The organism is Streptomyces sp. NPDC058674 (genome assembly GCF_042716505.1).
GTDB lineage: Bacteria > Actinomycetota > Actinomycetes > Streptomycetales > Streptomycetaceae > Streptomyces.
This window is the reverse complement of record NZ_JBHXSC010000109.1, coordinates 1-14,146: the sequence shown is the minus strand read 5'-3', so window position 1 is coordinate 14,146 and position 14,146 is coordinate 1. Positions and strand designations below refer to the sequence as shown.

The 14,146-nt window shown below is 72.8% G+C and carries 10 protein-coding genes and 1 pseudogene; 4 read left to right on the top strand and 7 right to left on the bottom strand.

Features of this window, described 5'->3' with window-relative positions:
- A pseudogene (locus ACFWU6_RS32530) lies at positions 1–100 on the top strand (IS481 family transposase); the annotation flags it as partial.
- A 63-nt stretch (positions 101–163) separates the two neighbouring features.
- Here the strand turns inward: ACFWU6_RS32530 and ACFWU6_RS32525 are convergent.
- Positions 164–433, bottom strand: a complete 270-nt coding sequence (locus ACFWU6_RS32525) for a hypothetical protein (RefSeq protein WP_383984951.1) — start codon at positions 431–433, stop codon at positions 164–166.
- The gene (locus tag ACFWU6_RS32520; RefSeq protein WP_383984948.1) at positions 430–1,323 is read right to left on the bottom strand and encodes an SPFH domain-containing protein; all 894 of its coding nucleotides are present in this window, start codon (positions 1,321–1,323) and stop codon (positions 430–432) included. The genes ACFWU6_RS32525 and ACFWU6_RS32520 overlap by 4 nt, the downstream gene beginning before the upstream one ends.
- Positions 1,324–1,570: 247 nt before the next feature.
- Between ACFWU6_RS32520 and ACFWU6_RS32515 the strand changes: the two genes are divergently transcribed.
- Positions 1,571–3,850, top strand: coding sequence for a transglycosylase domain-containing protein (locus ACFWU6_RS32515; RefSeq protein ID WP_383984945.1), 2,280 nt, complete (start codon positions 1,571–1,573; stop codon positions 3,848–3,850).
- A 103-nt stretch (positions 3,851–3,953) separates the two neighbouring features.
- On the opposite strand, the gene ACFWU6_RS32510 is transcribed toward ACFWU6_RS32515, so the two are convergent.
- The 3 genes from ACFWU6_RS32510 to ACFWU6_RS32500 form a co-directional block, all read right to left on the bottom strand.
- Positions 3,954–6,353: a SpoIIE family protein phosphatase gene (locus tag ACFWU6_RS32510; protein ID WP_383984942.1), complete on the bottom strand. Its 2,400-nt coding sequence runs from the start codon at positions 6,351–6,353 to the stop codon at positions 3,954–3,956.
- 299 nt (positions 6,354–6,652) lie between these two features.
- Positions 6,653–7,375, bottom strand: a complete 723-nt coding sequence (locus tag ACFWU6_RS32505) for a DUF402 domain-containing protein (protein ID WP_383812739.1) — start codon at positions 7,373–7,375, stop codon at positions 6,653–6,655.
- Positions 7,376–7,487: 112 nt separating this feature from the next.
- Complete coding sequence (locus tag ACFWU6_RS32500; RefSeq protein WP_383812737.1) at positions 7,488–8,891, bottom strand: class II fumarate hydratase; 1,404 nt, start codon at positions 8,889–8,891, stop codon at positions 7,488–7,490.
- 108 nt (positions 8,892–8,999) lie between these two features.
- Here ACFWU6_RS32500 and ACFWU6_RS32495 point away from each other — a divergent pair, with 108 nt between their 5' ends.
- Positions 9,000–10,526, top strand: a complete 1,527-nt coding sequence (locus ACFWU6_RS32495; protein WP_383812736.1) for a ricin-type beta-trefoil lectin domain protein — start codon at positions 9,000–9,002, stop codon at positions 10,524–10,526.
- Between the two features lie 83 nt (positions 10,527–10,609).
- Here the strand turns inward: ACFWU6_RS32495 and ACFWU6_RS32490 are convergent, their stop codons facing one another.
- Together ACFWU6_RS32490 and ACFWU6_RS32485 are read right to left on the bottom strand one after the other, a co-directional pair.
- Positions 10,610–11,380 (bottom strand): glycerophosphodiester phosphodiesterase, encoded by a 771-nt coding sequence (locus tag ACFWU6_RS32490; RefSeq protein WP_383812734.1) that lies wholly within the window; start codon positions 11,378–11,380, stop codon positions 10,610–10,612.
- A 180-nt stretch (positions 11,381–11,560) separates the two neighbouring features.
- Entirely contained in the window at positions 11,561–13,225 is a 1,665-nt protein-coding gene (locus ACFWU6_RS32485; protein ID WP_383984939.1) for a fumarate hydratase, read from the bottom strand.
- Positions 13,226–13,371: 146 nt separating this feature from the next.
- On the opposite strand from ACFWU6_RS32485, the gene ACFWU6_RS32480 reads away from it, so the two are divergent.
- A complete protein-coding gene (locus ACFWU6_RS32480) occupies positions 13,372–14,040 on the top strand; it encodes a DUF1707 domain-containing protein (RefSeq protein WP_383812731.1) in 669 nt (222 codons plus the stop codon).
- Positions 14,041–14,146: the final 106 nt, after the last annotated feature.

Sequence of the window (14,146 nt, the reverse complement as noted above, 5' to 3'; positions counted from 1 at the left end):
AGACTTCCTCCACACCTACAACCACCACCGCTGCCACACCGCACTCGACGGCAAGCCACCCATCAGCCGTGTGAACAACGCTGCGGGTCAATACAACTAGGCCCTGTCGTCAAAGTCCCGCCTGGCCCTACTTTGACGACAGGACCTGGCGGGCCCGGCGCGGTCAGTCCGCGGGTTTGGGCGGGCGGCCCCGCCGCGGGACGGGCGCCAGGGCCGGGGGGAGGCGGCCGGCCTCGGAGAGGGCGCGGCGGAGCAGGAAGTCGATCTGGGCGTTGGCGCTGCGCAGTTCGTCCCCCGCCCAGCGGGCCAGGGCGTCGTACACCTGCGGGTCGAGGCGCAGCAGCACTTGCTTGCGTGCCGGGCGACCCGCGCCGGACCGCCCGGAACCGGGCCCCGGGTCGGCCGGGGGCGGCGTGCTGCCGGGCGGGGTCACTGGTAGAGGGTGCCCGTGTTGAGAACCGGCTGGGCGGCGCGGTCCCCGCACAGGACCACCATCAGGTTCGAGACCATGGCGGCCTTGCGCTCGGCGTCCAGTTCCACGATGTCCTCCTCCTGCAGGCGGGTCAGGGCGAGCTCGACCATGCCCACCGCGCCCTCCACGATCTGCTTGCGGGCGGCGACGACCGCGCCGGCCTGCTGGCGCTGGAGCATCGCGGAGGCGATCTCCGGAGCGTACGCGAGGTGCGTGAAGCGGGACTCGATGATGTGCACACCGGCCGCGTCGACCCGGGTGCGCAGCTCCACCGCCAGCTTCTCGGTGATCTCCTCGGCGTTCCCGCGCAGCGAGAGGCCGCCCTCCTCGTGGGCGTCGTAGGGGTACTCGATCGCGATGTGCCGGACCGCGGCCTCGGTCTGGGTCTCGACGAACTCGGTGAAGTCGTCGACCTCGAAGACGGCGCGCGCCGTGTCCTCGACGCGCCACACCACGACGGCCGCCAGCTCGATCGGGTTGCCGTAGGCGTCGTTGACCTTCAGGACGGCCGTCTCGTGGTTGCGGACCCGGGTGGAGATCTTCTCCCGCGAGGTGAGCGGGTTGACCCAGCGCAGCCCGTCCGCGCGGAGGGTGCCCCGGTAGCGGCCGAAGAGCTGGACCACGCGGGCCTCGCCCGGCGCCACCGTGTTCAGTCCCGTCAGCGCGACGAGGGAGCCCAGGGTCAGCAGGACGCCGCCGGCTATGAGGCACGCCTTGACGGCGGCCCCGGCCGCCACGGCGCCGGCCGCGATCAGTCCCGCTCCGGCGGCCATGCCCGCCAGGCCGAGCAGCAGTGCCGGTCCGCCGCCCACGCTGCGCGCGGTGAACTCCCGTACCGAGTCCGGTGCCATGGTCGTATCCGTCATCTTTGCCCCGTTTCGCTTGGCGGCAGCCGGTCGGACTGCCTAGCAAAGTGATATCACCATTTCCCCATACGGCAACCCTTCGGGCTCCGCAAGCGTCGGTTCCACTGGGGTGGGTGCTGATTCTCACGTCCGAATTGGCCGGTATTGGCCAAGAATCACCATCCTTTGTCACAGCCTGCGGTGTTAGCTTCATGAGCTGACGTCGGGGGGGTAATCGAGCGGAGCGGGAGCGATGGGCCGAGCAGAAGCGCGTAAGGCGCAGCAGCAGCGCGGTGCGCTGCAGGCGCCGAGCGGAAGCGGCAAGGGCAAGGGGAGCGCCGGCCGGCGCAGCGGCATAGGCCGCTTCTTCACCTGGAAGAAGATCCTCGGGACGTTCCTCCTGGGAACCCTGCTCCTGATGGTCGCGGCGGTCGTCCTGTACTTCTCCGTCGACGAGCCCACCGACCCGAACAAGCAGGCCACGCAGCAGAGCAACACCTACAAGTGGGCCGACGGGACGGTCATGGCCCGCGTCGGCGAGACGAACCGCTCGATCGTGCCGATCGACAAGATCCCCGAAGACGTCCAGACCGCGTTCATCGCCATCGAGAACAAGTCCTTCTACCAGGACCAGGGCATCGACGTGATGGGCGTGGCCCGAGGCCTGTTCAACACGGTGCGCGGCAAGGGCACCGCCGGCGGCTCGACCATCACCCAGCAGTACGTCAAGAACTACTACCTGACGCAGGACCAGTCGGCGACCCGCAAGGTCCGGGAGCTCATCATCTCCCTCAAGGTCGACCAGCGGATGAAGAAGCCCGAGATCCTCGCCGGCTACCTGAACACCAACTTCTACGGCCGCAACGCGTACGGCATCCAGGCCGCCGCCCAGGCCTACTACGGCGTCGACGCCGACAAGCTCACGCTGGAACAGGGCGCCTACCTCGCCGCCGTGGTCCAGGCCCCCAGCCAGTACGACCTGGCGACCGCCGGCCCCAACGGCCGGAGGCTGGTCACGATCCGCTTCAACGCCGTCCTCGACAACATGGTCGAGATGGGCAAGCTGGACCCGGCCAAGCGCAAGACGATCCAGCTCCAGGAGCCCGTGAAGCCCCGGCCCACCCCGGGCATGGACGGCCAGAAGGGCTACCTGGTCCAGGCCGCCGAGGCCGAGATGAACCGGCAGCACATCACCGACGCCGAGATCGCGGCCGGCGGCTGGGAGATCACGCTCAACATCGACAAGAAGAAGCAGGAGGCGCTGGAGAAGGCGGTCCAGGACGAGCTGGAGTCCAAGCTCGACCGCAAGGACACCAAGAACCGGCCCCAGGACCAGAGCGTCCAGGCCGGCGCCACCTCCGTGGACGCCAAGACCGGTGCGATCGTCGCGATGTACGGCGGCCAGGGCCTGGCGGAGAAGTCCGCGAGCAACGCCCTGCGCACCGACTACCAGCCCGGATCGACCTTCAAGCCGGTCGTGCTGGCCTCCGCGCTGGAGACCGGCGCGACCACCCAGAGCGGCAAGCCGATCACGCCCAACGCCCTCTACGACGGCACCAGCAGGCGCCAGGTCGTCGGCAGCAAGATCCCGTTCAACCCGCAGAACCAGGACGACAAGGACTTCGGCAAGGACATCACCGTCCAGGAGGCCACCAACTTCTCGGTGAACTCCGTCTACGCGCAGATGATCGTGGACGTGAAGCCGCCCGCCGTGAAGAAGACGGCCCTCGCCCTCGGCATGAAGGACCGCGAGGGCTGGCCCGAGGACAAGCCGGCCATGTCGCTCGGCACGATGAGCGCGAACACCGTCGAGATGGCCGCCGTCTACGCCACCCTCGACAACCACGGCAAGAAGGTCACGCCGACCATCATCAAGACCGCCGAGCACAAGGACCGCGAGTACGTGCCCGAGGCGGCCGTCGGCAGCCAGGCCATCAGCCGCCAGACCGCCGACACCGTCACCAGGGTGCTCACCGGCGTCGTCAACGAGGGCTCCGGCAGCAAGGTCAAGAGCAGCGCCTACGAGGCCGCCGGCAAGACCGGCACCACGGAGTCCAACGTGGCCGGATGGTTCACCGGCTACACCCCGGAGCTCGTCACGGTCGTCGCGATGTTCGGCGAGGAGCCGGGCAGCCACCGGCAGGTCACCCTGACCGGCACCGCCGGCGGCGGCCGCGCCGGCGGTTCCAGCTTCCCCGCCGAGATCTGGAAGGCCTACACCCTGGCCGCGCTCAAGGGCGTGCAGACCGGCGAGTTCGACACGTCGGAGGCGGAGATGGGGGCCGTCCAGGCGCCGTCGCGCAGCTTCTCCCCGACGCCCACGCCGAGCCCGTCCTCCGCGCCGCCGCCGGCCACCAGCAGCAGCCCGCCGCCGCCGAGCAGCCCGGACCCGACGAAGAGCGCCACGAAGTCGCCGGACCCGACGAAGAGCGCCACCAAGTCGCCCGATCCGACGAAGAGCGCCACCAAGTCGCCGGACCCGTCGCCCAGGCCCCCGGACCCGCCGCTGTTCCCGTCGCAGCCCGACCGGTGACAGCACGACGACGCCCCCGCAGCCTTCGAGGCTGCGGGGGCGTCGTCGTGAACGGCCCCGCCGGTGCCGCGCAGGTACCGCGGCCCGCTCCGGGGCCGGGGCGTCAACGCCGCTCGGGCGCCCCCGGCAGGGCGAGCTCGAACCAGACCACCTTGCCGCTGCTCAGCCGCGTGGCACCCCAGCGGCGGGCCATCCGGTTCACCAGGAACAGGCCGCGCCCGCCCTCGTCGGTGTCCCGGGCCCGGCGCTGGCGCGGCAGCTGCGGCGAGTCGTCGCCGACCTCGCAGCGCAGGACGTCCGTACGCAGCAGGCGCAGGGTCACGGGCCGCTCGGCGTACCGGACGGCATTGGTGACCACCTCGCTGACCAGCAGCTCCAGCGAGTCGCTCAGCTCCTCCAGGCCCCAGCGGGTCACCGCGCGGCGGGCGAACCGGCGGGCCCGCCCCGGAGCGGTCTCCTCCGGGTCCAGGAACCAGTACGCGACGTCGCTGGGCGCGATCCCGTCGAAACGGGCGGCGAGCAGCGCGATGTCGTCGTCCCGGTCGCCCGGCCCGAGCATGTCCAGCACGTCGTCGCAGAGGGCCTCCAGCGGCGGCGGGTGGTCCAGGCCGGTCAGCTGGGCGGTGGTCGCCAAGCGCTCCCGGAGCTGCTCGATGCCGGTCCACACGTCCCGCAGCCGCGATTCCACCAGGCCGTCGGTGTAGAGGAGCAGAGTGGCCCCCGCGGGCGCGTCCAGCTCCACGGCCTCGAAGTCCACGCCCCCCACGCCGATGGGGGCGCCCGGCGGGACCCGGAGCACCTCGGCACGGCCGCCCAGGTGCAGCAGCACGGGCGGCGGGTGGCCGGCGTTGGCGATGGTGATCCGGTGCGCGACGGGATCGTAGACCGCGTACAGGCAGGTCGCCATCCGGTCCGAACCGAGCCGCTGGGCCTGCTCGTCCAGGTGGTGCAGTACCTCGGCGGGCGGCAGGTCCAGCTGGGCCAGGGTCTGCGCGGTGGTGCGCAGCTGGCCCATGATCGCGGCGGAGGTCATGGAGTGGCCCATGACGTCGCCCACGACGAGCGCGACCCGGCTGCCGGGCAGCGGTATCGCGTCGTACCAGTCGCCGCCGACCCGGGCCGTCTCGGCCGCCGGCAGGTAGCGCGAGGCGAGCCGCACCCCGGTGGGCTGGGGCAGGCTGTCGGGCAGCATCGTGCGCTGGAGTTCGTCGGCGATGTACGCCTCGCGGCCGTACAGGACCGCCTTGTCGATGCCGAGCGCGGTGTGCGTGGCCAGCTGGGCGGCGACCAGCAGGTCGTTCTGCTCGAAGGCGGGCCGCTCGGGGCTGCGCAGGAACACGGCCGCGCCGATCACCCGGCGGCGCCCGCGCAGCGGTGCCAGGACGGCCCGGTTGCCGCGCGGCAGCGGGTGGTCCGCGCCGAGCAGCTCCGGCAGCGCGGCCTTCGCGGCGGCGGAGGACCCGAAGACCGGCCGTACGCCCCGCAGCACCTCGGCGAGCGCCCCGCCGGGGCGGATCTCGCACAGTTCGGCCGCGGGCAGGTCGCCCTGCGGGCCGAGCAGCGGCAGCTGGCTGAAGTCGAGCTCGCCGGCGGCCCCCGCGGCCCCCGCGGACCCGGTCGGTTCCGCCCCGGCGCCGATCGTGCCGCCGATGTCGGTGAGGTCGTCGATCGGCCGGAGCCGGTCGGTGCGCCGGAGCCTGAGGACGACCGGGCCGACGGGGCGTTCGTCACCCACCGGGAGCGGATCGCGCAGGTACACCAGGATGGCGTCCGAGAAGGTCGGCACGGTGGCCCGGCACAGGCCGAGCACGATCTCGTCGAGGTCGATGCCGCGGGCGATGCGGCGGGTGGCCGCGCCGACGAACCGCAGCCGGTCCCCTTCGCGGCGGGCCGCGGAGTCCACGGGCGGGCCGCCCGGTACGCCGGTGCCGCCGCCGTGCCGCCCGTCCTCGCCGGACGGCTCCGCGGCCCCCGCCGGGCTTCCCGCCGCGCTTCCCGCCGGCGCGGCCGCGACGGTGCGTGCGGCTCGGGCGTCCGTGTCCTGCGCCCGCGCCGCGGCTTCCGCGGAGTCGGCGGCGTGGTGGGCACCGGGGGCGCGGCGGGCACCGGCGCCGTGGTGGACGCCGGGGGCCGACTCGCCGCCCGCGGGCGGTCCCGCGGCCATCGAGGGCGCCGTCCGGGCTGCGTCCCGGCTCCCGGCCGCCCCGCCCCGGGCCGGCCCCCGGGCGGCCTCGCCGTCCCGGCCGCGCGCCGCCGGGATCTCGGGGCGGGTCGCCTCGACCGCCGGGACGGCGGCCTTGCCGTGCCCCGGCTCGTCCGTCCCCGCGCCGCCCGACTGGACCGCCGCCTCCGGGCCGCGAGCCGTACGGCGGCGGCCGGGCTCCTCCGGTGCCCTGGCGGCCGCCGCGCCGGAGGCGAAGGGCACGGCGGAGCCGCCCGGGACCGGTGCCGCGGTGGCCGCGGCAGGCTGCGGGCCCTCCTGAGAGGTGGGGTACTCCGTCACGCGTGGAATTCCGTCCGTTTGCGCTCGATGTGCGCTGCACTCAACTCGGTCAGTCGCGGTATACCCGCTCAGCGGCCGGGGCACCATCGCCCCGGACATCCTCCCCCGGACTTCGTCCGCGGGACCCGCCGAACCCGGCCCGGACCCGCCCCCTCGTTGGTATCGCCCCGCCCCGGCCTCCGGTCAAGTTCCTCGTACGGCACGACAATTGCCCACACCCGGCCAGGCCGAGCCGTCCCGCGCGCGCGACCTCGCAAAGGACGATCCTACGTTCGCGACCCAGGGGCGCATCAAGGGTCTCATGAGGTCATATGTGCCGGAGTGCGGTCCCAGTCCTCCGGCAGGGCCGGAACGGACCAGGCGGGATCCGGCCGCCAATCCTGCCATCCGTCGGAGAAGGGCGGCCCCCAGGCCCCGATCAGGTCGACCGCCGCCCGGCCCGCGTCCCGGACCCGGCGCGCCTGTTCACGGTCCATCAGGCCGGCCCGCTGCGCCTGCGCGAACTCGTCCTCGTCGAGCCACTTCCAACTGCGGTCCGGGTGCACGGCGATGTCGAGGAAGTGGTCCTCGGAGTCCACCCCGCCCGCCCAACGGGTGCGGGGCTCCTCCAGGTTCACGTACCAGTTCTTGAAGCGCCAGCCGCGCTCCCAGAACAGCCACACGGAGAACGGGTCGCCCGGCCGGGCCAGTTTCAGCACCCCGGTGCCGAACCAGCGCGCACGCACGGTGGTCCGCGGCGCGGTGTAGCGGGTGGCGAGCGGCTCCGCGTGCACGGGCGTCCCGTCGGCCAGCACCGGCTTGACGCACTCGGTGCCGGGGGCCATCCAGACGGCCAGCAGCTCGTCGGTGTCCCGCACCACGGTCACCGGCCGGCAGATGTGCACGCCGCCCCGGTGCCCCGGTGCGTGGTCGCGGTAGCGCCAGAGGATCTGCTCCCCGGGCGACCAGCGCGCGGCGCGCGCGTCGCCCGGCTCCGCGCCGCCGCGCGCGGCGGCGCCCCCGGGACGGAAGGTACCTGTCATGCGCAGATCTTAGGGCGGCGTCCCGCGCCCCCGCTGCGGTGCAGGTCACCGACGGGGTCGGGGACGGCATTCGACCGGATCCGGACCCCGCCCGGGGGCGCCGGGAGGCGTCTCAGGGGCGGGTCATGCGCAGCACGTCGAGGGCCTCGTCGAGCTGCTCCAGGGTCAGCGCGCCCCGGTCCACGTAGCCGGACTCCAGGACGACCTCGCGGATCGTCTTGCGTTCGGCGAGGGCCTTCTTGGCGACCTTGGCGGCCTCCTCGTAGCCGATGTAGCGGTTCAGCGGGGTCACCACGGAGGGGGAGGATTCGGCGTACTCCCTGGCCCGCGCCGTGTTGGCGGTGATTCCGTCGACCGTCCGGTCGGCGAGCAGACGGCTCGCGCTGCCGAGCAGCCGGATCGATTCGAGCAGGTTCCGCGCCATCACCGGAAGCATCACGTTGAGCTCGAAGTTGCCGGCCGCGCCCGCCACGGCGACGGCCGCGTCGTTCCCCATCACCTGGGCGGCGACCATCAGGACGGCTTCCGGCACGACCGGATTGACCTTCCCCGGCATGATCGAGGACCCCGGCTGGAGATCCGGGAGATTGATTTCGGCCAATCCGGTGCGTGGTCCCGAGGCCATCCAGCGCAGGTCGTTGGAGATCTTGGTGAGCGAGACGGCGACCGTCCGGAGCATCCCCGAGGTCTCCACCAGCGCGTCCCGGGCCCCCTGGGCCTCGAAGTGGTTGCGGGCCTCGGTCAGCGGCAGGCCGGTGGCGGTGGCGACCTCGGCGATCACCGCGGCGGAGAAGCCGGGCGGGGTGTTGATGCCGGTGCCCACCGCGGTGCCGCCCAGCGGCAGCTCGGACAGGCGGGGCAGGGCCGCGCGCAGCCGTTCGACGCCGTAGCGGATCTGGACCGCGTACCCGCCGAACTCCTGCCCCAGGGTGACCGGGGTGGCGTCCATCAGGTGGGTCCGCCCGGCCTTGACCACGTCCGCGAACTCGACGGCCTTGCGCTCCATCGCGGCGGCGAGGTGCTCCAGGGCCGGGATCAGCTCGCCGGTGACGGCGGCGGTGGCGGCGATGTGGATGGAGGACGGGAAGACGTCGTTGGAGCTCTGGGAGGCGTTGACGTGGTCGTTGGGGTGGACCTCGCGGCCGAGCCGCTCGGCGGCCAGCGTGGCGATCACCTCGTTGGCGTTCATGTTGGACGAGGTCCCGGAGCCGGTCTGGAAGACGTCGACCGGGAAGTGCTCGTCCCAGCGGCCGTCCGCCACCTCCTCGGCGGCGGAGCGGACCGCCTCGGCGATGTCCGGGTCCAGGACGCCGAGCCGGGCGTTGACCACGGCCGCGGCGGCCTTGATCCGGGCCAGCGCGGCGATGTGGGCGCTCTCCAGGCGCTGCCCGGAGACGGGGAAGTTCTCCACCGCGCGCTGGGTCTGCGCGCGCCATTTGGCGTGCACGGGCACCCGTACGTCGCCCATGGAGTCGTGCTCGGTCCGGAACCCTTCGGCCTGCTGGTGCTCTGTCATGTTCGTGACCTCCTCAGAAAGTTGAGCAATTGTCTTGTTCGAAGTGTTCCCAACTCCCCTACCGGCCAGTAAATACCGTGGGTATCACTGACTTCCGGGGAGGCGTTCATGGCACGTGCACGTACGAAGTCCAGGCTCAGATCTACCGTCGCCGCGGCTGCGGTCCTCGCGGCCGCCCTGGGGGGCGTCACCGCCGTCACCCCCGTGGCCCAGGCGGCGGCCCCCGCGGCCGCCGTCACCCCCCTGCCGCCCCAGCTGGAGGCGATCCGCGCCGCGGAGGCCGTCAAGATCTACGGGGACGCGGCCGTCCGGCCGCCGGACCAGCGTAGGACCGGGCTGATCTCGCTCGGCGACAGCGAGATATCGGGCGAGGGCATCGGCAGCTACGACCCCGCCACGAACACGCCGAACAACCAGTGCCACCGCTCACCGGACTCCGCCATCCACCGCACCGGCATCCAGGCCGACCTCACCTTCAACGTCGCCTGCTCCGGCGGGTACACCGGCAACATCAGGATCGGCGGCAGCAAGCAGTACGCCGACGAGCTGGTGCAGAGCGACAACCTGGCCATCAAAGCACGCAACACGAGGATCAAGATGGTCCTGCTGGTCGCCGGGGCCAACGACGACCTCCAGTTCGGCCCGGTCATGACCGACTGCGTCACCCGCTGGTTGCTCAGCCAGGGCGCCTGCGAGGCCAAGTACGGCCCCGGCTGGCAGGCGCGCGTCGACGGCCTGCGGCCCAAGGTCGAGGCCACCGTCGCGGACCTCAAGACGGTCATGCGCGACGCGGGCTACGCCGACACCGACTACAAGCTGGTCGTCATGGGCTACCCGAGCCCCATCGGCCCCGACTTCCACGACAACCCGAACTTCCCCGGCAAGCTCCCCGGCGGCTGCGCCGGCTACGACTCCGACGCCACCTGGGGCCGCAACCACGCGGTGCCCGCCTTCGAGAAGGGGATGCGGGCGGCGGCCCTCGCCGCCGGCGCGGTCTACCTCGACAACTCCCGGCTCTTCCACGGACACGAGGTCTGCATGGAGGACCCCTGGGCCCGCGGTCTCTACCTGGACCTCGGGGACCACTTCCCCTGGGACGAGAACACCGCCCGCCAGTCCTTCCACCCCAACTACCGCGGCCACGGCGCATTCGCGTCCTGCCTGACCCAGCTCTACGCCTCGGGCCTGCGCGAGGCCTCCTGCGCGGACCCGGCGAGCACCGGCACGCCGGTCCTTCAGGCCGGGGCCTGGGACGACCTGTACAAGCCCCTGAGGAACGAGGGCACCGGCACCTGCCTCGACGCCGCCGGCGGCTCCAGCGCCAACGGCACCAAGGTGGCGGGCTGGGACTGCCACGGCGGACGCAACCAGACCTGGTGGTACGACGCGGCCCGCAGGTCCGTCCACCTCGGACTGACCCAGGACCGCTGCCTGGACGTCCCCGGAGCCGTCTACGGCGCCGGCACCGCCGTGGTCCTGTGGAACTGCCACGGCGGCGCGAACCAGCAGTTCGTCCGTGACGGCGCCACCCTGCGCCCCGCGGCCTCCCCGGGCACCTGCCTGACGGTCGCCGCCGGCCGCGACCCGCTGCGCCTGCAGGCCTGCAACGGCTCGGCCGGCCAGCGCTTCGCGTAACCGTCCCCGCGCCACCGGCCCCTGCACCACCAGCCCCCGCACCACCCGCCCCGCACGCCCGGCCGGCGCACCCCGGCCGGGTGTCACAGGTCCCGCAGCAGCTTGCGCACCTCACGCGGCCGGTTGGTGATGAGGGTGTCCACGCCGAGCCGCACGCACAGCTCGACGTCCTCCGGCTCGTCCACGGTCCACACCCGCACGGACAGCCCCCGGCGCCGCAGCCGGCCCACCAGTCCCGGATCGCGGCGTACGAGGTCGATCCCCGGGCCCGCGTGCGTCGCGTACGGCGGGCGGACCGGCCGCAGCCGCCGCTCCATCAGGTACACGGCGGGCAGGCCCGGCGCCGTCCGGTGCAGCCGGGTCAGCGCGGTGCGGGAGAAGCTCATCACCTCGATCCGCCCCGACGCGCCGTCCGCCAGCCCGTACTCCCGCAGCACCCGCACCAGTTCGGCCTCCAGCAGGCCGCCGGCGAGCGTCGGGTGCTTGGTCTCCACGGCGAGCCCCACCGGCCGCGGCGCGGCCAGGGCCTCCCGCAGCAGGTCCTCGAAGAGCAGCACCCGGGACCCGGCGTGCCCCTCGCCCTTCCACGCCCCGAAGTCCAGCGCGGCGAGCTCCGCGTAGGTCAGCGCGGAGACCGCGCCCCGCCCGTCGGAGGTCCGCTCCACCCGCCGGTCGTGCACGCACACGAGCCGGCGGTCCGCAGTGAGCCGTACGTCGCACTCCAGCGCGTCGGCCCCGTCCGCGACGGCCTGCCGGTAGGCGGCGAGCGTGTGCTCCGGATGCTCGTGGGAGGCCCCGCGGTGGGCGACCACGCGGACGGCGCGGGCGGCGCGGAGGGAGGACGCGGCAGTCATGCGGGGATCCTTGCGAACCGGGGTGAACGGCCCGGTGCGGGCCTGTGTCCCCGACGTTAACCGGATGCCCGCGCCCTCCCGGGTGCGGCGGGGCCGAGCCGTGCCGGAGCCCCTCCGCCGATCGGCGCAACGCGCGGAGCCCCCGCGCCGGACGGCGCGGGGGCCCTTCGCCGCGGTGCGCTACAGACCCGGGCCGCGGACCGGGATGTGGGTGAACGTCGGGGCCGGCGCCGGGTCCTGGAAGAAGTCGTTGCCCTTGTCGTCGACGACGATGAAGGCCGGGAAGTCCTCGACCTCGATCCTCCAGACCGCCTCCATGCCCAGCTCCTCGTACTCCAGGACCTCGACCTTCTTGATGCAGTCCTGGGCGAGGCGCGCCGCCGGGCCGCCGATCGAGCCCAGGTAGAAGCCGCCGTGCGCGGCGCAGGCCTTCGTGACCTGCTGCGAGCGGTTGCCCTTGGCCAGCATGACCTTGGAGCCGCCCGCCGCCTGGAACTGCTCCACGTACGAGTCCATGCGCCCGGCCGTGGTCGGGCCGAAGGAGCCGGAGGCGTAGCCCTCGGGGGTCTTCGCGGGGCCGGCGTAGTAGACCGGGTGGTCCTTCAGGTACTGCGGCATCTCCGCGCCCGAGTCGAGCAGCTCCTTGATCTTGGCGTGCGCGATGTCGCGCGCCACGACCAGCGGTCCGGTGAGGGACAGGCGGGTCTTCACCGGGTGCTCGGTCAGCGTCGCCAGGATCTCGTCCATCGGCCGGTTCAGGTCGATGGAGACCACGCCGGCCTCCTCGCTGAGGTGCTCGTCCGTGGTCTCGGGCAGGAAGCGCGCCGGGTCCCTCTCCAGCTGCTCCAGGAAGACGCCCTCGGCAGTGATCTTGGCGGTGGCCTGGCGGTCCGCCGAGCAGGACACGGCGATGGCGACCGGCAGGGACGCGCCGTGGCGGGGCAGGCGCACCACGCGGACGTCGTGGCAGAAGTACTTGCCGCCGAACTGCGCGCCGATGCCGATCTTCTGGGTCAGTTCGAAGACCTGCTGCTCCAGGGCCTCGTCGCGGAAGCCGTGGCCGAGCGGCGAGCCCTCGCGCGGCAGCTCGTCCAGGTAGTGCGCGGAGGCGTACTTGGCGGTCTTGAGCGCGTGCTCGGCGGAGGTGCCGCCGACCACGATCGCCAGGTGGTAGGGCGGGCAGGCCGCCGTGCCGAGCGAGCGGATCTTCTCCTCCAGGAACTTCATCATGGAGGCCTCGTTGAGGACCGCCTTCGTCTCCTGGTAGAGGAAGGACTTGTTGGCGCTGCCGCCGCCCTTGGCCATGAAGAGGAACTTGTACGCGCCGCCGTCGGTCGCGTAGAGCTCGATCTGCGCGGGCAGGTTCGAGCCGGTGTTCTTCTCCTCCCACATGCTGAGGGGCGCCATCTGCGAGTAGCGCAGGTTCAGGCGCGTGTAGGCGTCGTAGATCCCGCGCGAGAGCGCCGCCTCGTCGCCTCCGGCCGTCAGCACGTTCTGGCCGCGCTTGCCCATCACGATGGCGGTGCCGGTGTCCTGGCACATCGGCAGGACGCCGGCCGCCGCGATGTTGGCGTTCTTCAGCAGGTCCAGGGCCACGAACTTGTCGTTGGCGCTCGCCTCGGGGTCGTCGATGATCCGCCGCAGCTGCGCGAGGTGCGCGGGGCGCAGGAAGTGCTGGATGTCGTGGATCGCCTCTTCGGCGAGCTTGCGCAGCGCCTCCGGCTCGACCTTGAGGAACGTACGGCCGTCCGCCTCGACGGTGGACACTCCCTCGGCGGTCACCAGCCGGTAGGGGGTGGTGTCCTCGCCCAGGGGCAGCAGGTCGGTGTACGCGAACTCCGGCATTGGGGCCATTCCTCACTCGGCAGACAGCACTGACGACCAATTGGCAGCGCAGTCCACCAGCGTAGGACCTCCCCGGGAGCCGGTGGTTGTGAGGTAGGGCTCACTGGGCAGTATCGCGATCTATCGTGTCTCGCTATGCTGGTCGCGTGGATCTGGAAAAGCACCCCGCAGCCCCCGCCCCCGTGCCCGCCCCGGCCCAGGCCGGACTGCGCGCCTCCGACGCCGACCGGGACCGGATCGCGCAGATCCTCGGCGACGCCGTCGCCGAGGGCCGGCTGACCGCCGAGGAGCACTCCGAGCGCCTGGACACCCTCTACGCCGTCAAGACGGTGGGGGAGCTGGAGGTGCTCGTACGCGACCTGCCCGCGCCCGGCGGCGCCGCGGCGGCCGGGCCCGCCTACCCGTCCGCTCCGTCGGCCGGCGCGGACGAGACCGTCGTCTCCGTGTGCAGCAGCTCCGCGCGCAAGGGCCGCTGGCGGCCGGGGGCGCGCACGCGAGCCGTCTCGGTCATGGGCGACATCAGCATCGACCTCACCCAGGCGGTCTTCGAGCAGCAGGTCACCGAGATCAACGTGACCTGCGTGCTCGGCAACGTCGAGATCGTGGTCCCGGAGAACGTCACCCTGCGCGGCTACGGCAGCGGGGTCCTCGGCAACTTCGAGGTGCGCGGCGAGGCCCGCGGCGAGACCGATCCGCAGGCACCCGTGGTGATCGTCCGCGGCTTCGCCCTGCTGGGCAACATCGAGGCCCGCCCCAAGGCCGGCGCCCGCCTGGTCGACCTGGCCGACAAGTTCCGCAAGCGCTCGGGCGGCTGACTCCCGCCGCGCCGGCGGGCGGGCGAGATCCGGCCGGGCGCGCTGCGGACCCGCGGGCCGGGCGAGCGCCGCCCGCGGGTCCGGTGCGCGCCGCGCCGTCGGCCGG